The 21,566-nt window shown below is 38.6% G+C and carries 17 protein-coding genes and 1 tRNA gene; 8 read left to right on the top strand and 10 right to left on the bottom strand.

Annotated features, from left to right (window positions below; genetic code table 11):
- The first annotated feature begins 8 nt into the window (after window positions 1–8).
- From bamA to M2408_RS06885, 6 genes are all read left to right on the top strand, one after another.
- Window positions 9–2,573, top strand: a complete 2,565-nt coding sequence (bamA, locus tag M2408_RS06910) for an outer membrane protein assembly factor BamA (protein WP_259180371.1) — start codon at window positions 9–11, stop codon at window positions 2,571–2,573.
- 391 nt (window positions 2,574–2,964) lie between these two features.
- Complete coding sequence (locus M2408_RS06905) at window positions 2,965–3,498, top strand: OmpH family outer membrane protein (protein ID WP_120260628.1); 534 nt, start codon at window positions 2,965–2,967, stop codon at window positions 3,496–3,498.
- Window positions 3,499–3,602: 104 nt separating this feature from the next.
- Window positions 3,603–4,169, top strand: coding sequence for an OmpH family outer membrane protein (locus tag M2408_RS06900; RefSeq protein WP_259180370.1), 567 nt, complete (start codon window positions 3,603–3,605; stop codon window positions 4,167–4,169).
- A 455-nt stretch (window positions 4,170–4,624) separates the two neighbouring features.
- Complete coding sequence (locus M2408_RS06895) at window positions 4,625–5,296, top strand: TetR/AcrR family transcriptional regulator (RefSeq protein ID WP_120260627.1); 672 nt, start codon at window positions 4,625–4,627, stop codon at window positions 5,294–5,296.
- A 189-nt stretch (window positions 5,297–5,485) separates the two neighbouring features.
- Complete coding sequence (locus tag M2408_RS06890) at window positions 5,486–6,784, top strand: (Fe-S)-binding protein (RefSeq protein WP_259180369.1); 1,299 nt, start codon at window positions 5,486–5,488, stop codon at window positions 6,782–6,784.
- 7 nt (window positions 6,785–6,791) lie between these two features.
- Window positions 6,792–7,586 carry a (Fe-S)-binding protein gene (locus M2408_RS06885; protein WP_259180368.1) on the top strand — a complete coding sequence of 265 codons (795 nt, stop codon included), beginning with the start codon at window positions 6,792–6,794 and terminating at the stop codon, window positions 7,584–7,586.
- A gap of 395 nt (window positions 7,587–7,981) precedes the next feature.
- Here M2408_RS06885 and M2408_RS06880 read toward each other — a convergent pair whose 3' ends face one another.
- The 9 genes from M2408_RS06880 to M2408_RS06840 form a co-directional block, all read right to left on the bottom strand.
- Window positions 7,982–8,683, bottom strand: a complete 702-nt coding sequence (locus M2408_RS06880; protein WP_259180367.1) for a class I SAM-dependent methyltransferase — start codon at window positions 8,681–8,683, stop codon at window positions 7,982–7,984.
- Complete coding sequence (locus M2408_RS06875) at window positions 8,680–9,699, bottom strand: ABC transporter substrate-binding protein (protein WP_259180366.1); 1,020 nt, start codon at window positions 9,697–9,699, stop codon at window positions 8,680–8,682. The genes M2408_RS06880 and M2408_RS06875 overlap by 4 nt, the downstream gene beginning before the upstream one ends.
- 6 nt (window positions 9,700–9,705) lie before the next feature.
- A complete protein-coding gene (locus M2408_RS06870; RefSeq protein ID WP_259180365.1) occupies window positions 9,706–11,865 on the bottom strand; it encodes a TonB-dependent siderophore receptor in 2,160 nt (719 codons plus the stop codon).
- Window positions 11,866–11,999: 134 nt separating this feature from the next.
- The gene (locus M2408_RS06865; protein WP_259180364.1) at window positions 12,000–12,590 is read right to left on the bottom strand and encodes a TIGR00730 family Rossman fold protein; all 591 of its coding nucleotides are present in this window, start codon (window positions 12,588–12,590) and stop codon (window positions 12,000–12,002) included.
- Between the two features lie 25 nt (window positions 12,591–12,615).
- The gene (locus tag M2408_RS06860) at window positions 12,616–14,013 is read right to left on the bottom strand and encodes an aldehyde dehydrogenase family protein (RefSeq protein WP_259180363.1); all 1,398 of its coding nucleotides are present in this window, start codon (window positions 14,011–14,013) and stop codon (window positions 12,616–12,618) included.
- A 39-nt stretch (window positions 14,014–14,052) separates the two neighbouring features.
- Window positions 14,053–15,129 (bottom strand): SO2930 family diheme c-type cytochrome, encoded by a 1,077-nt coding sequence (locus M2408_RS06855; protein WP_259180362.1) that lies wholly within the window; start codon window positions 15,127–15,129, stop codon window positions 14,053–14,055.
- Window positions 15,130–15,131: 2 nt separating this feature from the next.
- The gene (locus M2408_RS06850; protein ID WP_259180361.1) at window positions 15,132–16,406 is read right to left on the bottom strand and encodes a parallel beta-helix domain-containing protein; all 1,275 of its coding nucleotides are present in this window, start codon (window positions 16,404–16,406) and stop codon (window positions 15,132–15,134) included.
- A 27-nt stretch (window positions 16,407–16,433) separates the two neighbouring features.
- On the bottom strand, window positions 16,434–19,187 hold the full coding sequence (locus M2408_RS06845; RefSeq protein ID WP_120260617.1) for a TonB-dependent receptor plug domain-containing protein: 2,754 nt from the start codon (window positions 19,185–19,187) through the stop codon (window positions 16,434–16,436).
- 76 nt (window positions 19,188–19,263) lie between these two features.
- Entirely contained in the window at window positions 19,264–19,872 is a 609-nt protein-coding gene (locus M2408_RS06840) for a TetR/AcrR family transcriptional regulator (RefSeq protein WP_259180360.1), read from the bottom strand.
- Window positions 19,873–20,195: 323 nt separating this feature from the next.
- Between M2408_RS06840 and M2408_RS06835 the strand changes: the two genes are divergently transcribed.
- Entirely contained in the window at window positions 20,196–20,867 is a 672-nt protein-coding gene (locus M2408_RS06835; RefSeq protein WP_259180359.1) for a DinB family protein, read from the top strand.
- 4 nt (window positions 20,868–20,871) lie between these two features.
- Window positions 20,872–21,321 (top strand): SRPBCC domain-containing protein, encoded by a 450-nt coding sequence (locus M2408_RS06830; protein ID WP_259180358.1) that lies wholly within the window; start codon window positions 20,872–20,874, stop codon window positions 21,319–21,321.
- Between the two features lie 92 nt (window positions 21,322–21,413).
- On the opposite strand, the gene M2408_RS06825 is transcribed toward M2408_RS06830, so the two are convergent.
- A tRNA-Leu gene (locus M2408_RS06825) sits at window positions 21,414–21,497 on the bottom strand.
- Window positions 21,498–21,566 lie beyond the last annotated feature (69 nt).

Genomic DNA, 21,566 nt, shown 5'->3' with positions numbered 1-21,566 from the left:
AAAGATAAATGAAGCGTATACTACCCGTAATACTATTTTTTGGTCTCTCATCAATGCAACTTGTCTATGGACAGCAAAATGGTGCGTTCAACTTAAATGACCCCGAAAAAATCAGTTATCTCAACCCTAAAAACTATGTAATTAGCGCTGTTGATGTAACCGGAACACAATTTTTGGATAAGAATGTATTAATTACCATATCTAAATTGTCTGTAGGTCAATATTTGGAAGTACCAAGTGAGGCGACTGCAAAAGTAGTAAAAGACATGATGGCTCAAGGCCTCTTCGACGATGTCGAATTATGGGCAGAAAAAATTGAAGGCGAAAATATCTTTTTGACCATCCGTGTAGTAGAACGTCCCCGTCTGACACGTATTGATATTAACGGACTAAGCAAAAGCCAAACCGAAGAAGTCCGTAAACGTTTAAATAGTAATACAGGTAAAATTGTCAATGAAAACTTGATGAATACCACTCGTGCAACCATTCAACGGTTTCTAAAAGAAAAAGCTTTTTTATATCCAGAAATTACACTAAAAACGGTTAAGGATTCGGCGCAAGCTAACAACGAAATCCTAATTGCTGATGTGTATAAAAAACATAAGGTAAGAGTCAAAGAAATGACCTTTACAGGCAACGAACATTTTTCTCAAAAAGATCTGCGAAAAATGGCAAAGCCGATTAAGCAAAAAATGTGGTACCGCGTATTTGGTCCAGGTAAATTCAAAGAAGAAAAATACAAAGAAGGTAAAGAAAACCTGATCAAAAAAATGGCCGCCAAAGGTTACCGCGATGCTGAGATCTTAAAAGATACGATCATCCGGGATGGCGAAAAAAATGTATTGGTGAAATTTGATATTTATGAAGGTCCTAAATATTATGTGGGTAATATTGTATGGACAGGAAATGCTAAGTATTCGGACACCCTATTAAATAAAATTTTAGGAATCAAACGTGGTGATGTCTTCTCTGAAGAAAAACTAAGTACTAAATTGTTGGGCGGAGGCAAAAACTCAGATGACATATCATCCATTTATATGAATGATGGTTATTTAACTTTCTCTGTAGACCCCGAACAAACACGTGTATATAACGACACCATCGATCTAAATTTACGTGTTTATGAAGGTGCACAGTATACAATCAACAACGTTATCGTAAAAGGTAATGATGTCACAAATGACCGGGTTGTATTACGTTCAATTTATACGAAACCAGGACAAAAATTCTCAAAAGAGCAAATTATGCGTAGTGTTCGTGAAATTGCACAGTTGGGAAATTTTGATGAACAAAAAACAAATCCAGTTCCGAGCAATTTAAATTATGCGGAAGGAACAGTAGACATCGTTTATAATGTAACGGAGAAACCATCCGATCAGGTCGAACTTTCAGGAGGTTATGGAGCCGGACAGATCATAGGTACACTAGGTTTGACGTTCAATAACTTCTCTACAAGTAACTTTTTTGATAAAAGCTCATGGAAACCACTACCTCGTGGTGATGGCCAAAAATTAAGTGTACGTGGTCAGACATCAGGCAAACGTTATCAATCCTATAGCTTCTCCTTTTCGGAACCCTGGTTGGGCGGAAAAAAACCAATATACTTTGGTCTGAGTGCCTATACCTCTAGCTCATCGTACGGTGGATTCAACTACTATACAGGTGAACAAATTGTAAAAGATTCGGAATTAAACCGTATTTGGATGACGGGTATTACAGCGACTTTAGGTAAACGCCTACAGTGGCCAGACAACTGGTTCCAAGCAAATACCTCATTGTCTTTCCAACGGTATAAACTTCAGAATTATGGAAACTATTTCTTGTTTGATAACGGTACAGCATACAATATCAACTTAACACAAGAATTTAGCCGTAACTCGATTGATGCTCCAATTTACCCTACTTCGGGTTCCAATATCAAATTCTCTGTGCAGTTAACGCCTCCTTATTCATTATTCAATAATATTGATTATAAGAATGGTACACCTCAAGATCGTTATCGCTGGACTGAGTACCACAAATGGAAATTCGATTCGCAATGGTATGCGAAAATTGTTGGGAAATTAGTTTTCAAAGCTCAGGCACAGTTTGGTTTCTTAGGGAAATATTCTAGCAAAACAGAAATTTCTACTTTCGAGCGATTCAAGGTCGGTGGTGACGGTATGCAAGGATTCGATTACCTTCAAGGTTCCGAAATCATCGCGATGCGTGGTTATGCAAATGGTGTAATTATCCCAGAGGGTACTCAAAATGTAAACGTAGCACGAAACTCAGGTAGCCCGATCTACACCAAGTATCAAATGGAATTGCGTCACCCTGTTATGTTAAATGACCAAGCAACCGTGTATGTACTGGCATTTGCGGAAGCAGGTAACACCTGGAACAAATTCACAGAATACAATCCATTTAAGGTTCGTCGTTCGGCAGGTGTAGGCGCACGTATCTTCTTGCCTATCTTCGGTATGTTGGGGATTGACTACGGTCACGCATTCGACCCTATTCCAGGATTACCAAGCAGTACATGGAAACAGAACTTCACATTCAGTATTATGCAAAATATGGGCGGATTTTAACCGAGGTTGATCCAATCACTAAGATATATCCTTATCGGGATGAAAAAGCTATCTGCAGTTTCTGCGATAGCTTTTTTTATATACATCTAACAAAATTATTTATTCGATTTAACGCAGAATATATCATAAATCTTCCTATATTGAAGCGAGCTTGTTTTTAGCTGCAAAGGTTAGCCATATAGCCCCCTTTGAAAAGGTATAAGGAGAATCGGCCAACAAGTTAAATAGTGTTAAACCCGAGAAATATCTGTTAGATTGCATCTTTTTTGTTATTTTTGAGCCGTAAATTTATTTAAGGCGGCTTCTCAGATTAAACTTTTGGGCTTGTCCATTGTCATAAAGTAAATTAATGTTAAATAATAAATTATAGTCTATAAAACTTACAGGAAATATGAAAAAAATATTGTTAGTTATAGCTTTTGTAGTCGTGAGTGCTACAGCGACATTTGCGCAACAGCTTGCATATGTAGATTCAGAATATATCCTAAAACACATTCCCGAATACACCACTGCCCAAAAACAATTAGATGATCTTTCTAAACAATGGCAGGAAGAGGTAGATCAAAAATATGCTGAAATTGAAAAGTTATATCAGGCTTATCAAAAAGATCAAGTTTTGTTAAACGAGGATATGCGTCGTCGTCGTGAGGATGAAATCGTTACCAGAGAAAAAGAGGTAAAAGATTATCAAAAACAAAAATTCGGATTTGAAGGTGAGCTTTTCAAAAGACGGGTTCAATTGGTTAAACCTATTCAAGACCGCGTTGCAAAAGCAATACAGGAAGTTGCGTCGGCACAGAATTTTGACTTCATCATGGACAAAGGCAAAGAGTCTACTTTCCTTTATGCGAATTCAAAATTGAACAAAAGTAATGATGTCATTACAAAATTAGGCTATAAACCTAATCCCAGTCTTGCAAACTAAGCAGGAGTTTATTATCATTGTGGACACAAGTAATAAAAGTAGTAATTAATTAGAAAACTAAAAAGATTGCCATAGAGATGGCGTATTAGATTAAAATGAAAAGCATGAAAAACTTATTAAAAGGTGCGGTTGCTATAGTGGCAGTATTTTTCTCAACTCAATTTGCGAATGCGCAGCAAAAAATTGGTCATATCAATTTTGCTGAAATCATTTCAGCTACTTCAGATTATAAAACAGCTGAAGGTCAATTGAAAACATTGAGTGAGACTAAAACAAAGGAAATTCAAGGGATGGTGACGATGTTACAGGCCAAACAGAAAGAAGGAACTGATAAATTACGTACTAGAAGTGAAGCGAACAAAGAAACGCTAGATCCTGAGCTTAACAAGTTAGGTCAAGAAATCCAAGATATGCAAACGCGTATTCAAACTTCTCAACAAACTGCTCAAGAAGAGTTGCAAAAAAAAGAAGATGAGTTGATTACTCCTATTCAAAGAAAAGTAGCTGATGCTGTAAGCGCAGTATCTAAAGAAAAAGGTATGGCTTATGTATTTGATATCTCAAGCACAAATATTCCTTATTTCCAAGGTGGCGAAGATTTGACTGCAGCTGTTAAGTCAAAACTAGGTATCTCAGCAACAGCAGCTCCTGCTGTACCAGCGAGAAAATAAGAACATATTATACACAATAAAAAAGGGATTGTTCATGTGAATAATCCCTTTTTTATTGTCCCCTCCCCCTATTCGTATATTAAAATATTTCGCAAGGAAACTCACTAAATGATCATGTAAGGCCCAAATAGAATAGATTTGTCAATAGGAATAAAAATCAGCAATACGATTTCTTGCTTTTACCAGCTAAAATTTAGATATTGTAGAAAAAATATACATATCTACCCTAATGAAAACATCATGAGCCCAAATTTGTTTATTAACGAACGAATAGGATAACTCATGGAAGCTTCGTTGCTAAAAATGGTTTTATTCGTATGAAATTATCATCAGCACAAATTAAGTTCAAAGACTTATACAGTTGATTTTATGATAGTTTCATTCTTAGTAACACCGACGAAGGCGGTATAAATGCCTTTGAGAACAAACTGGTAATGAATAAACAAATTATTCTAATGAAAAAGAAAGTAACTGAGGATCATCCAAAGAAAGAAAGAAAAGTAACATCCGGTCCCATCCGAGACAAAGAACGTACCAAGGCGCGGATGATCGCAGCGGTGGGAAAAGTCATCCAGAAGAAAGGCTACCATGCGCTGAACGGCCCGAATATTGCACTGGAGTGCGGCTTAAATAAAGCACTCATCTGGAATTATTTTGGAGGTCTTGATCAATTAGTAGAAGCTTACTTAACACAAAAGGATTTTTGGCAAATCGGAGATAAAGGAGTTTTGGAGCAAATGATATCTAATCCAAATGATATTGATGTAGCTTTGGTAAACGAATTACTTAAATCTCAGTTGAATACATTCCTAAAAGATAAAACTAAACAGAAAATCATCCATTGGGGACTGGGTGAGAAAACAAAAGCATTAAAAAATATAGCGGATAGACGCGAAGTTCTCGGTGAAGAATTGTTTAAACACTTTGATCCAAAATTTGAGAATTCTGAAACCGACATAAGAGCGACACTTGCATTACTGGTCAGCGGAATTTACTACTTAGCGCTACAGGCTAAATCGACAGGTAGTACTTTCTGCGGTATCGATATCAATACAGAAGAAGGAAAAACCCGTATTGAAAAAACCGTCGAAAAAATTCTTAAGCAAGCATTTGCTGATATAGATTAATTATCCAAATAATATTTACCTCCAAGAAATTGCTTTGATTTCTTGGAGGCTTCTTTCTTGATATCCCCTTTTCCTATTCATTATTTTTTAGAAAATTGGCTGATCAATCCTATTCTTTGATTTATTTTTATTATGTTAGCATAACAAAAATATTATAGTATATTTGTTATGTAACCATTATTCGAGCATATGATAGGTCAACTAATATTTGCAGTTTGTTTTTTAGGTGCATTATTTTTCTTTGGTAAAAATGCACGACAGATCTATAGTAATATCAAGTTAGGTAGAGATTTAGATCGTTCCGACAGGGCTTCAGAACGTTGGAAAACAATGTTTTTGGTTGCATTAGGACAGAAAAAGATGTTTAAGCGGATTATTCCTGCCATCCTACACTTATTTGTCTATTTGGGTTTCGTTATTATCAATATCGAAATGTTGGAAATCATTATCGACGGTTTATTCGGAACTCATCGGGTATTTTCTTTTTTAGGAAGTTTCTATAACTTTTTGATTGGTTCATTTGAATGGCTAGCACTTGGTGTATTACTCTCCTGCGTGGTCTTCCTGATTCGAAGAAATATCGTCAAAGTAAATCGTCTGAATAGTAAAGAACTTAACAATTGGCCTAAAACGGACGCTAATATTATTTTGGTTACAGAGATTCTACTTATGTCAGCTTTCCTCCTAATGAATGCGACAGATCTCAAATTACAGCTTTATGGATTTGAACATTTTAATGCTGTTGGCTCATTTCCGGTAAGTCATTATTTATTACCCTATCTTCCGACTTCTACGGCCACGCTATACATGATCGAAAGATTTTGTTGGTGGTTCCACATATTAGGTGTATTAGCTTTCTTAAACTATCTGCCTTATTCAAAACATTTGCATATCGTTCTCGCTTTTCCCAATACATATTTTTCAAACTTGGATGCCAAGGGGAAATTATCCAATATGACTGCTGTAACCAACGAAGTAAAAGCGATGCTTGATCCGAGCTTCACTCCACCTTCTGCAGACGTAACAGCCCGCTTTGGAGCCAAAGATGTTCAGGATCTAACATGGAAAAGCCTACTGGATGCCTATACGTGTACCGAATGTGGTCGCTGTACCTCCTCTTGTCCTGCCAATATCACAGGAAAACTGCTATCTCCGCGAAAAATAATGATGGATACAAGGGATAGATTAACTGAAGTAGGCAATAACATTAAGACAAATGGCAGCTTCGTTGAGGATGGCAAGTCTCTTATCGACAATTATATCAGCCGGGAAGAATTATGGGCATGTACGAGCTGCAATGCCTGCGTCGAGCAATGTCCTGTCAATATTAATCCATTGGACATTATCATCGAACTTCGTCGTTTTGCAGTTATGGAAGAATCTCAGGCCCCGGCAAGTATCAATAATATGTTTGGAAACATTGAGAATAATGGCGCTCCATGGAAATATGCGCAAATGGACCGTGCAAATTGGACTCAACAACAATAGTTTAAGGATGGAAAATGAATTAAAAGTTCCAACAGTCGCAGAGCTGTTAGCTAAGGGAGAGGCTCCCGATATATTATTTTGGGTGGGTTGTGCTGGTAGTTTTGATGAGCGCGCTCAAAAAATAACACGAGACATTTGTCGGATTCTCCAGCATGTTGGGCTTAACTATGCGATTCTTGGGACAGAAGAAAGCTGCACCGGTGATCCCGCAAAAAGAAGTGGAAACGAATTTTTATTTCAGATGCAGGCCATGATGAATATCGAAGTATTGAATGGCTATGAAATCAAAAAGATTGTAACCGCATGTCCACACTGTTTTAATACGCTTAAAAATGAATACCCTGCCTTAGGTGGTAACTACGAAGTCATCCATCATACCCAATTGATCCAGGATCTCATCGATAATGGTAAATTAAAACCGGCTGACAATAATATATTTAAGGGTAAAAAAATAACCTATCATGACCCTTGCTATCTGGGGCGAGCAAATGAAGTCTATGAAGCACCTCGAAAAGTGCTTGAAAGTCTAGATGCTCAGCTTGTTGAATTGAAGCGTTGCAGAAGCAATGGTTTATGTTGCGGTGCTGGTGGCGGCCAAATGTTTAAAGAACCCGAACAAGGTAAAAAAGATATTAATATTGAACGTATTGAAGAGGTAATTGCAGTACAACCTCATGTTGTTGCCGCTGCTTGTCCTTTCTGTATGACGATGTTAAAGGATGGTGTCAAAATAAAGGAGAAAGAGTCCGAAATAGAAGTGCTCGACATTGCTGAAATAACAGCCCGTGCAAATAAACTTTAAAGTTTCGATTCAGAAATCACGAAATAAAATAAGAAAGGCTCGATCTTCCGATCGAGCCTCTTTTTTGTTAAAAGGGGAACGGACACCCTTTCAACGCCGGGGAAAACTAACCGCCATAGGTACCTTACCGGTTAAAATAAAGATACCTATGATACGGTTAGTGATGGGGTAAAATATGTTGCCCCATCAGTCAAACCAACGACTAACCATTTCAAAAGTAGAATTCATTTTCCAAGTAGATATTGATAATTTCCTAGAAAATGTTGATCAAATCCTAACTATTGAAAAAAAAACAAAGACTTTAAGCACAATGAGGTTGCAATTCTAAAATTTTGCAACCTCATAGGCAGTTTTTTAATACAGAAAAAATAAGATAATCAGGATAGTCTGGAAGGCTAGCGCATTGGCTTTACGCCACTCAGCATAAATAATCCACCTTCTTCTTCAGATTTCGAATAGATTTTATTGTGAACTTCATTATCAGTTTTTAAATCAACGAAGCCTACCTTATCCAATAGATATAAATCTCTTTCTGGTCGGCTATGTTTACTTATATCCAAATTGGATTTGATGGCATTTGCCTCTTCCATAATTTCTTTAGGATATCTTTCATGCCCTTCTTGACTGAAAACTGTCGCTCCGAAATCGCCGTCAAAATTTATAAACATTCCTCCAGGCTTCAATACCCGAAATATTTCACTATAACATTTAAATAAATCTGGAATCGTCCAAGTCATAAGACGTGTAAAAACAAGATCAAATTTATCATCATCAAATGCCAAATTTTGAGCATCCATTACATGATAATCCACTGTTAGATTTAGTGCATCAGAAACCTGTTTTGCTTCATTTATCATGTTTGGTGAGAGATCAATAGCGGTCACCGCAAAGCCTGCCTTGGTCATAATATTACCAAAGTATCCTGAAGCGGTCCCTATCTCCAAAATATTCTTTCCACCCAACTTTGGATCAAGCAATATTTCTTCGAAGAAATTCAACCAATTTGCCGTTTCTGGTTGGGACCAGGCCTCCTCTTTCTCTTCACGCCAAATCTTACTCTGTTTGTCCCAATACGATGTAATCCTGTTAATTATCATAATAAATCTATAATTTTATCAGCTTTTTGCTTTCCATAAAGATGGGTAATAATTTCTTCAACCTGCCCCTTCTGATCTAATTGCTTATCACCATACGCCCAATGATGTATTGCCGTTGCTGTACAAAGCGCCTTCAACGTATGTGGGTTGTAGGCAAACATTGGCAACAGATTAAAAATCTGCTTCTCCTTTATCGCAGGAATATCCGCAAACTCTTTTCGTTTATAAAATAATTGTGGACTATCGTTCCACATGACAATCATATCTGGGTTCCAACCGATCAATGTTTCTGCGTTAATATTCGGTTGATCCAACTCAAAAGGACAGACATTTTCAACGCCGGCCATTTCCAGGCAAGCGTGCATCATGCTCTTCGTACCTGTTGTCGAAAAAACACGACCATAGGCCCAGGTAAAATATACCCGTCGTTTCTTTGCAATCGTATCCGAAGTTTTTTTGATTAGTTCCTCTTTCTGCTTTACATAGGAAATCAACTCCATACCTCTTTCTGTACTCGCTGTAAGTGTCGCAATATCCTCTACTGTTTTAAACACCTCCGCTTTCAATTCGGCTTTCGTTGCATACACCTTCATCCCAGCATTCCGCAAGCCCTCTATCAGATCCGCCTGACCAGCATGTACAATTACTAAATCTGGACTGAGTCCTACAATCTGTTCAACGCTTCCCTGATTATTTGTCCCTACTACAGGTAATTTCCGTTCCAAGATTCGCGCGTCCATTTTCGAAAAGAAGGGAAATAGTTCATCACTGGAATAAACATCATTAAATAGCCCAACAATTCTATGTTCAGCCTGCAGCATATATAGCGCGTCCAATCCAGGTTCGTATAAGCATACGATACGTTCCGCTGGTTTCTCTAGCGCAATGAGATGCCCTTGCGCATCGGTGACCTCTACAGCCGCTCCATTCGCTTTTTCTTTTTGATTTTCGCCACTACAGCCTATCCAAATAGGAAATAGGATCACTATAAGCTTTTTTATAAAATTTATTTTCATCGTTTTTTACAGATTTATTCCCAATGAGAGCCTTGCATGTATAGGTGCCATTTGTACCCAATAGTACATATTTCCGCTACCATTACGCCAAGCTGTAGAATACATTTTTTCGTTCAAGAGATTATTGACGATTAGATTAATACGGTACTTATCATTGCTCCATCCTGCTCCGGCATCCAATCGAAAGATATCTTTTAGGGCGACAGGATTCGTTGATGTAAAACGCTCAGCTCGACCAACGAGCAACTGATATCCCAAGGATACTGTCAAACCTTTTACACGTTCGATAGGCAATAGATAATTCAACCAGGTATTGTGAATATGCTTTACCCGATTGGGTGTGGCCATCCCAATATTTTCGGGGTTCATTTCATCCGCAGAGATTTTAGAATCTGTATAAGCATAGTTAATCACTGCATTCAGGCCTTTTGCCAGTCTTCCCTTAAGGTCAAACTCAACTCCTCTGGATTTACTTTCCCCAGTCTGATAGATCAGATTGGATACCGGGTCAGGTGTGATCAAACGATTTCTTTCGATATGATAGACAGAAACACTTGTATTCCATTTTCCTTCCATCCAGTCGCGTTTAATCCCTAATTCATAGTTAACTCCTTTTAATGGTTTTAACGCTGCACCATCCACGGAAATTCCTGCTTGTGGCAAATAACTCTGGTCGTGTAAGAAATAGAGCGAAGTATTTTGATCCAATGCATAATTGATTCCCAACCGTGGGGTTAAAACAACATCTTCAGAATTACTCTTTGTGCCATAATCATTTGTTTTGCCATTCGATGCAGTGACACGTAAACCGAGAGAAACCCGTAGTTTTTCATCCAGAAAAAGTAATTCATCCATTGCATAAGCCGAAACATAGAAAAGTCGTCGGTGTATTTTACTTCCCTCGGACGTAAAATCATTCTCCGAAGCAAAATCGCCGCCTATACCTGTATTAAGTATTGTTTCCGAATACTGTGGATTCGTAATGGACAGCGGATAGACTGTTGTCGCAGTGCCCCATGTATCCCAACTTCGGGATGATTTATTATTGATATCAATTCCAGTGATGATACGGTGGCCGACATTTCCAGTTTTAAAATATCCATTCAGGTAAGCCTGCGTAGAAAAGATACCATACTTATTCGAATCGTAAACTAGATTTCTATCCAAAATATCCTTATTCTCGGCATTCGCACCATTCACCCAAAACAACGTACCATTATAGCCACTACGGATATACGCCAATTTTGTTGTCAATTGCCAATCACTCTTAAATCTATGTTGAAATGTCAGAAATGCATTATGGTCGTTACCTACAAAAGGTCGTATACTAGGGTCGGTAATGGTAAAATCTTTCGGGAGTGTACCATAACCGTAGGGGGACATCTGTGCTTCACTGAGGAGAAGATAGTTCAATTGTTGATAGATGTATTCGGCCGTTATCGAAGTGCGCTCGCTAAATTGATATTTTAATGAGGGCGCAAACAGCAATCTATTATTTCGATCATGTTTAAGAAATCCATTACCACGCATGCCCATGACATTTAAACGGTATTGGACTTTATTGCTCTTATCCAGTTGCCCATCCAAATCTACGGCGGCACGCAACAAGCCAAAACTTCCGGTTAGCAAATCGAAACTCCTTTTGGTTTCTCCAGTTGGTTTTTTTGTAATGATATTATAGGAACCGGATGGGTCACTAATGGCATTCATAAAACCACTGGGCCCCTTTACAAATTCCACACGCTCAATAATCGCCAAATCATCTGCTATCGGCCCCTTACCTAATGGACGCATATCCACGCCATTGCGTTGTGCACTGATATAGCCGCCACGCGAATATATATCGGGGGATATACCATTGTGTAATTCCTCTCTAAAAGTGCCACTTACATTGCGGGTAGCACTCTCATTTAGGTTCAATACTGCCTGATCCTGAAAAATCTCGCTATTAATGACCTGAATATGTTGTGATGCTTTCAATAAAGATGTTTCTAAGCGCAATGCTTCAGACAATTGCTTGGGATTATACCGCTTGTAATACTTAGAGGTGATTTCTATTTCATCAATTTTCAACAACTTTAAGGTGTCAGATGAAACTGTCTGTGCATTAAGACAAAAAGGAGCAGCAATTAATAAAGGTGTAACAAGGCCTTTGAATTGTAACATAATTAGATAAAGAATTTTTGTTACAAAAATCCAAAAACAACATTAAAACTCAATAAGAACAATCTTAATAAACCATAAGAGCAATATTAAGATTGTCTTAGAAATTAAATAGCCACTAAATTAATAAGGTCTTCTCAGATCTCATTTTTGTTAATCCATTTTGTTACTTCTGGTGCCACATAGTTGTCCATCTTATCTAATAGCTCTTCAATTGAATCGCTTATCAACAGCATTTCTCTATTCTCCTGTTTTAAAAGTCCCTCAACAACCATATGATCCATAAATTTGATCAAATGATCATAAAACCCATTAATATTTAATATTCCCACTGGCTTACGATGTAGACCGAGTTGTCCCCAGGTAGTCATTTCAAAAAGTTCCTCAAGGGTTCCGAATCCTCCTGGCAAAGCTATTATTCCTTCGGCATGATCATTCATGATTCGTTTACGATCATGCATACTATCCACTGTAATTAATTTCGTTACGCCACGATGTTCTCTTTCTTTTGAATTTAGGAAGTGGGGAATTACGCCAATGACCTCACCGCCTTTTTCTAAAACGGCATTTGCAACCACGCCCATTAATCCTGCACGACCACCTCCGTACACCAGCTGAACGTTTCGTTGTGCAAACGTATAACCTACATATTTTGCCTGATCTTCATATATGCTGGAGTTGCCTAAACTGGAAGCACAAAACACAACAATACTTTTGATTTTATTCATATACAAGTATAAAAAATTAAGCTGCCTAAATCCATTTTTTCAGCAATTTAAATATTATTTTTTTCTCTGTATATGGTGGATAAATCAATGTAGAAAGTGCGTATCTGGATTGACGCATCACAGCGCGTTCATGTGAAAATGCCTTGAAGCCGAAAAAACCGTGGCAACTCCCCTGCCCGCTACCATTAACGCCACCAAATGGCAAGTAAGGATTGGAAACATGGATAAGTACATCATTGATACAAACCCCACCCGATGCTACCTGCTGCACGACCTGTTGAATATGATGTTTGTTTTCGCTAAATACGTACAATGCAAGTGGCTTTTCGCTTCGATTTACGATAGCAATTGCTTCTTCCAATTTCCCATAGGTTATCACTGGAAGAATAGGTCCAAAGATTTCCTCTCCCATGATCGCATTATCCAATGAAACATCTAATAACAATGTCGGACTCAAGGTTAAATCCTCAGACAGTACACCTCCTTCAACTAATCGGGCTCCTCCTTGGACCGAGTTCCTGATCAAAGCAACGAGACGATCAGCATGCCTCTGGTTGATAATTTTCGCGTAAACAGTAGGATCTATTTTACCATCTATTGTAAAAAACATCTTTTTTACAGCATTTAAATAATGCCTTACAAATTCGTCCCGTCCCTTTTCAGGAATAAGAACATAATCTGGGGCAATACAAGTCTGACCAGCATTGATCAATTTCCCCCAAGCTACTTTATTTGCCGCCTTTTCTAGATGAGCTGTTTCATCCAATATGACCGGAGACTTCCCACCGAGCTCCAAGGTAACTGAACTCAAATGGGCCGAGGCTGATTTCATAATCTGTTTACCAACGAGAGAACTTCCAGTAAAGAAAATATGATCAAAAGGAAGTTTCAAAAGAATTTCCGCTGTAGATTTTTCACCCGTTATGCAAACAACTTCTTTCACATCAAATGATTCGGATATCATCTTCTGAATCACTGCTGCTGTGTATGGACTATGTTCAGAAGGTTTCAGTACGATGCAATTGCCAGCAGCAATCGCAGATACCAAGGGGCTCATCGTAAGCTGAAAGGGGTAATTCCAGGGCGATATAATCAGAACCACTCCTTTGGGTTGGTAGACGATCGAGCTTTTTGCCAGCAAGTTTGTAACCGATCTCCCTACGCTTTTAGCCCGCATCCATTTTTGCAAATGGCGAATAGCAAAATCGATTTCACCATAGATAAATAGTACCTCACTTATTGCGGCCTCATTTCTTGATTTACGCAAATCTTTCGCTAATGCATCATAAATTAAATCTTCGTTACTTTCAATCGCAAAACGCAATTTACGCAGCTTTTTTATCCGTTGCTGGGCATCACTCTGTCGTAGTTCGATTTGAAAGAGTTGCTGTTGTCGAAATATTGAATCTATTTGCTCAATCATACTGTTCTAATTAATATAAATTGAAAGGTGATGATATTTTTATTTTTTCTTGGGCATATTATCTATCCATTGGCGGATCAAATCCACACCTTCCTTATGGATAATACTTCGGGCCAATTCGGGCATTGCCGTCCCGGGTTCGGTACTATTCATTCGATAAAGCAAGATCGAATGCTTTGAATCTCCGGGTATTATATCAAAGTTTAAGCCACCGGCCCCTCCTCCGGCAGATACAGGTGCTTTATCCACACCCAGGTGTGCCGGTTCGTTCTCTTCATAATTGAGAAATAACCCTGTATTAAATGCATCACCACCTTTCGTATGACAATGCGCACAATTGACGTCCAAATAAGCTCTAGCACGTTCTTCAATACTGTATTTTTCTGTATCGGTCCATACGGGCAGTTGTGAAATATTCTTTAAGTCGGGCATATTTTTCAACAATCCCAAAGAACTCCAACGGGTCAATTGGTTGATAGAATCGCCGGCGCGCACAAAATTCAGATTACGCGCTTTAGGACCTATTGGCATTAGTTTCGATGCATTATTATGACAACGTTTACAATCATTGGTATTCGGCACCATATAATTTGTTGTATGTTTATTACCAGAGTTATCGACCAACGTGATTGCCAGTTTCAATCCTCTAATATGCTTAACTGCATCTGTTTGCTCCGTATTCCAAAGGTAATTCATGACTTTCCAATTATGATCTATTGGATCTTTAACCAACAAACGGGTTTCAATGACGACCTTTTGTCCCTGAACATTGATATAGGAGAAATTTTTAACAATTATGGTTGAATCAGGAAAATCCAAAGGTCCCTGTGCAGTATATTCAATTGATTTTCCCCGTGGAAGAACAATAAAACGATCTTTAACCGTATAGTCTGAAAACAAAGGTGTACTTAGCTCGTACGGAAGTACCCCCTCTTGCGGTAATAGACTACTTAGCTTTCCCTTGAAAAATCCATAATCAGATAGTTTTTCTTTAAATACGAAAGATGTATTGGTTTGTTCTGATTTATTTTTCCCCTGTCGGCAGCTTTGTTGCAAAGTCAAGGAGAATACAGTCAAAACGATGATAACACCAATGGTCAATTTTATATTTCTCACAGTTATTTACATTGAAATGGTTTCACATTACTTGATGGTTTCCATTTATCTGCTTGCCCCGCATGTTTAAAATCTGCCGAAACAAACATATTTTCACCGGACTGGTCAATACAAATAGAATCTGGATTTAAGGAAGTGCCATTGGTCATAATGTTGCTGGTGATTCCATCGTACAGGATTGCAGGGATTCTTTGCACCGAACGATTGGGTTCAACGGCATTCAGCTGTGCTTCAGTAGCAATAATTAACTGGCCAATACGATGTTCATAAGCCGGTTGTGGGAACTTGTCTTCCATCTTTATGGTATTGCCATGGATCTTAATATGAGTCGGTATTGGCGAGTAATTGGCATTGATACGTTCAGCAGCTTTTTCATCTACAGCAAAGCCAGAAGCTATAGTAATCGCCGAAGTATTATTTTTTTCAATCGTATTATCATATATTTCGATATTTGAGGTGGAAAGGATAATAATTCCACTTCCGGGAGAGGCGTTTCCTACCCCCCAAAAAGTTCCAAAACTTCCTCCTTTCGCAAAATTCTTGAAATTGTTATCATAGATCTTGTTACGATAAGCTTTCACATGACCACCTCGCTGCGATAGATCAGGTAGATCGAAAATCAAAAAACCTGCTGTATTGCCATAAAACTCATTGTCATATACCTCGGCATCTGTTGTATTTTCAATTTCACAGCCAGCCACATTTTTGAATGCTTTACATTTTCTTACCACCACTCCTTTGGTCTGTCCTACGTAGATACCGGCATCAGAAGCTCCCTCGGCATAACAATTCTCAATCAGCACATTCTTACAGAGTACGGGATAAATTCCATATCCACCGCTGGTAGAATCGGCCGAACTCCATATACTGTGAAGATCTGCAATAATGATGTCCTGACTGTTGTTTATCTTCAATAAATCACCTTTTGAATCCCGGATCGTCATCTTTCCGATGGTTAGTCCTTTGACATCAGTGATACGAATCCCCTCTCCTCCCTGTGTTTGCCCCGAAAAATCCACAATTGTTTTATCATGCCCCTCGCCGTCGATTTTAATATGATTTACCTGGGCGATACTCAGGTTTTCAAAACGATATTTACCTGCTTTCAAGTGTATATTTGTACTATCTTTAATCGACAGAAAAGCCTCTTCAATCGCTTCCTCCTGCCCCGGACCAAAAGTCAACACATTATAATCTGTACCTTGTTGATTCTTACAGCTCCAAAAGATGAGTCCGATGAACACCATTATGAGCCTGTTTTTTACATGTCTTTTCATGATTTATCTTTTTATGATTTATTTTGGTTAAAAAATATTATAGGCATAGGTGACATAATACACCGCACCAATACGAGGGTTGGCTATACCCGTAGAATAATATTTGTTCGTAATATTCGTTCCACCGATACGAATGCCAGAACGCGCTTTAATAAGCTTATAGCTCACCTGTGCATCAATTACAGTTGAGCTAGGCACCTGCCCCGCCGCAAGCCCCCCAGACACAACATAATAATAACCGGGTTTATATCGAAGTGATGTACTAAACGACCAGACTTGTTTTTTACCAAAACCACTATTTCCAAATTCAAAGTTAAAGTGATAATTAGGTGTATTAAAGTTATTGATCTGGCTATTGTTTTTATTTTTAAGATAGTCCGAGTAATAGTTTGCCTTGGTCATAAAATTCTTACCCAGATCTATGCTTACACTTGCAGCATAGCCGTATGTATTTACTGTTTCTCCACCATTAAAAGCGACATTATATTGAACATAGGTAGCATGATCCTTAAAAGCGTTGATATCGTCAGTCCCCGGTGTATTGGCTACATTGGCATAACCGATAAAATTCTTCCATGTTGAAAAATAACCAAGCACATCAACCATGACACGCTTACCAAACATCGCTGCGTATCCTAATTCAAAAGCATTGACTGACTGCGGTTTGATATCATCAAACTTAAATTGCTGAAGTACTTTCGGATCATTTGTCGACTGAAATTTTTGTACACTTTCTAATGTATAGGGTGGATAGCGGTCAAATTGATAATTATCAATCAATAATAGTGAGGATCCACCGGATGAAAAACTATTATAACCATTCAATGTATTTTGAAGCGCCTGAATATTAGAAGGGAAACTATATGCATTCTGATAAGAGAAACGCAAATAATTCTGTCTTTGCATATCATAGACCAATGATGCACGTGACGTAAGCCGTGGTTGAGCAAATAATGTATTTTTATCATATCGAAAAGAAGTCGCGATATTCAACCGTTCGTCCATGACTCTCTTTGCCATTTGAAGATAAGCACTGTATTCATTGACATGAATCGGTTTATCCTTATCTGGGAAAAGTGTGTTTTTAGAATTGAGACTATACAGGCGCCAATTGACACCGGCTATGACCTGCATAAATTTGATATGATCTGAGAAATTATATTGCGCTTCAGCATTATATAACTTACTGCGGTCAAGAAATAATGTCCCACCCTCTGAAATTGGCGTATTGCTAATGCTATCTTTAAGTCTATTGAATAATGCGCTACCAAGTTCCGCCCGGCCCTGGTCAGCTAAAGTACGTCCTTGGAGATGAGCATCTGTAAGCGATGTGCCAGTGGCAAGTGCATTAAGAAGACCAGCCGTGTACTCCGGATACCAGCCCCCTACATTACCATCGTAACTTGTTTTCCAGGACTCATTGATGTATTGGGCCGTCGGTCCGGCGACGAGTGTTTTACCTGAATTTTCCTGAGTCGTATAAGCCCGTACAAACCATTTGTCACTTCGTACCTCCAAACGATATTGGCCCACTTTAAATCCCTTTAACTGATAACGGGTATCATTGGTATACACGATGTTTCCTGTGCCAAAAGTTGCCGAAGCAATCGCTTCGATATCCGGTGAAATCTTATAGCGAAATTCACCATTTACTTTAAAAAGCTTGGCTCTATTATCGAGATACCCATACTCAGGATAGCCTGTCCGGGAAACATAGTTTGAATGAGCAAGTAGAGGTTCAACAATTGGCGCCAGATCTGGATTTCCAGCAAGTGCAGCTTCCAGGAAAGGGTTGATATCTACTGAAGTTGCCCCGCCGTACATATTGACACCATTATAATTGGGATCCGTTAGCGCTGTACCCAAACCATTTTTATTCGTCTCATCATTCGCCACCCAATCTTTTGCCTGGGTATATTGACCATTGACCTTAAAAGCAATCTTATTGCTCAGTTGTTTCGCATAGCGAATTGTCCAATCATAATAGGGCGATGCGGGAACAGGATCATTATTCTTTTTAGCGTTTATATGATTGACACCCTGAGTCACCAATACACTTAATCCTTGATATTTGAATGGATTTTTACCTGTCGCGATCATGGTTCCGTTGAGCCCACGGGAGCCATATAAGGCAGAAGAAGCGCCTGATAAAAGCTCTATATTGTCGACATCAAGCTGGGTCAAACCAATAACTGAGCCCAGTGGAAAATTCAATCCCGGGGCCTGATTGTCCATACCATCAACAATCTGTGTAAAATTTGTATTCCCGCTTGTATTGAACCCGCGTGTCGTTACACTGGTGAAACCGATACTGGACACCGTAACATCGACTCCTCGCAGGCCCTGAAGCATGTCCATATAACTTATTTGAGCAGAATTACGGATATCTTTGTTACTGATCTGCTCGATGGTCACAGGGGAAGACAATTTGGTCTGAACTGTTCGACTAGCGGACACAACCACCTCCTGCCCCAGTATCGGCGAAACATTAAGCGGAATTTCTAACGGAGAGGCTGCACTCTCGACAAGAACCTCGCGGGGTTCAAATCCGATCGCTGAAATAGAAAGGATTAGGGGCAAAGGTTTATTCGTTTTCAATTGAAAACGACCTCGATCATCCGAAAAGGTACCTTCCTTACTGTCTTTTATACGTATGGAGATTGCATACGCGGCCTCCCCGGTCAGGCTATTACTAACACGCCCGTTTATCGTCTGTTGCGCAAACAAAGAAAATGGAGCGCAGATACAGAGAATCTGGATTAATAAGGTAATTTTTTTCATAGTTTATATTGGTTAGCGTATAATATTCGCTTCAATGCCTCACTTTACCCCATCCATGATTCCCTGAGACAGGTTATCATCCTTGCTTTCTGATCCCCTTGAAAATCAAGGAAACCAAAAATTTAGTATCCCGAAGACTTTGCGCATAGTCGATCTCGACTTGCTTCTTTAGGATCGCTTGTTGCTCTGTACTATGTTTTAATGCATTCGCAAAATTGATTAGTACAGAAGCAGTATTTTCCGGATCTTCCATATCCAGATGCTCCTGAGCGATGGCCTGCAGCAAAAGCTTTGTCAGAAAATCCTTTTCCTGCACCATCATCGCATCATATAGTTCAAAAAAACGAGGTAAAATCTTGTCAAGCGATTCTACCGACACCCTATTCATATTGAGCACATTCGTATAATAGTTCAATCGCGATTCTAAATAGAACCCGATCTGATTCTCCACGCCTTTTTTCTTTAAGGTACTCTGTTGCAATGTATTTATAAAAGACTCACCTTCGCGAATCGCAACTTCAATAAAAATATCTTCCTTGTTCTTATAATAATAGTAAAGCGAAGTTTTGTTCAATCCTACGGCTTTCGCAATATCGTCCAATGTCGTCTTCTCTAAACCATATCGCTCAAAACATTCCATTGCGGCCTGACCAATCCGCTCCTTAACCTGTTCCTTTTTGTTCATCTGAATTAAAGTTAGTTATATATCTTCAATTTTCAAACATTTTATTAAAATGTTTGAAAATTGAAGATATATAAAATGAATACTGTTATCTAGCAATCTCAAACAGCAAGTTGATATTCAATGCATATACCAACCAGCATATTCCTGCTACAGGTAAATTTAACATTTCGCAGGTAGTTTTAGATTCGCTATTTCAAAAAACGTAATTTTTAATTATACGCTGCTCAAGATGTTATTTTCTTGCCTTATGAAAAGAATAAAAAAACAAAAATGTATTATAATTGTAATGAGAAAGTGACATTTAACAATTTAAAAAAATAAATATGAACCAGATTATGAACATGATAGCGATTGCGGGCCTCAGCGCAGTACTCCTTTCGTCAACCCCAGTACCTCAGCAAGGTGTAGGTCATAACAACTACAACGAAGCAATCGAGCAAGCCCCACTTACAAAAGGGATAGAAGGTACTGATTCCTTAGTGCAATACTTCGACCAGACAACCAAAGAACTCGAAAAACAAGTCTCAGGTCTTAGTGAAGCTCAGCTACAATTTAAGGCAGCCCCAGACAAATGGTCAATCAGCCAATGCCTGGAACACATTATACTGTCTGAACGCATGATATTTGATATGGCAAAAGCATCGTTGACAAAAGCTCCTCAACCGGAAAGAAAAAGTGAGGTCCAGATGACTGACGACAATCTAAAAACGACAATTACTGATCGAAGTCATAAGTTTCAGGCCCCCAAAGAACTTCAACCGACCGGTATATACAAAGACTCAAAAACAGCTTTAGCTGATTTTCGGGCCGCAAGACAACCGGTCATTGATTACATAAAAAAAGCAGATGCTAAAGACCTCCGCAACCATATCAACGATTATCCGACAGGCGTCGTGGATGGTTACCAAGGCTTGATGTTTATAGCGGCACATTGTGCCCGACATACCAAACAGATTGAAGAAGTAAAAGCAGATCCTAACTTCCCAAAACAATAAGATCATGAAAAAAATGAATTATCAGATCACGATCGATTCCCCTGTTGATCATGTATTTAAGACAATGCTCGATAAAGAAACCTACAAAAAGTGGACAGCCGCCTTTAACCCAACTTCTGACTTTGAGGGTAGCTGGGAAAAAGGTTCCAAGATTTTTTTTACAGGCATCAATAAAGATGGTGAAAAAGAAGGTATGGTAGCAGAGATAGCCGAAAATATTCCAAATAAATACATATCTATTCGTCACTACGGTATATTGGACAAAGGTAAAGAGATTACCGAAGGACCGGCTGTCGAAGGCTGGGCTGGCTCACTGGAGAACTATACTTTTACAGATCTTGATGACAAAACATTATTAAAGGTCGACGTGGACACCAATGAAGAGTATATTGAATATTTTGACGAATCGTGGCCAAAAGCTTTACAAATTCTCAAAGAAATCAGTGAAGGATAAGATTTTAAAGAGTTTACTCATTCATAATAAAAAGACTATATAGTCAATAAAAAAAGCCAAATCTTAATTTAAAGATTTGGCTTTTTTTTAAGTGCCCAGGAGCAGATTCGAACTGCCACGCCCATACGAGCGCCACCCCCTCAAGATGGTGCGTCTACCAATTTCGCCACCTGGGCTCATATTCGCCTTTGGTATCACAAAAATAAAGATTTTTCCTTCTTTTGCAAGGTGAAAAATGCTTTTTA

Origin of the sequence: Sphingobacterium sp. BIGb0165 (assembly GCF_024810095.1) — a bacterium.
Lineage (GTDB): Bacteria > Bacteroidota > Bacteroidia > Sphingobacteriales > Sphingobacteriaceae > Sphingobacterium > Sphingobacterium detergens.
The sequence above is the reverse complement of the archived record's forward strand: the minus strand, read 5'-3'. Positions and strand labels throughout refer to the sequence as shown.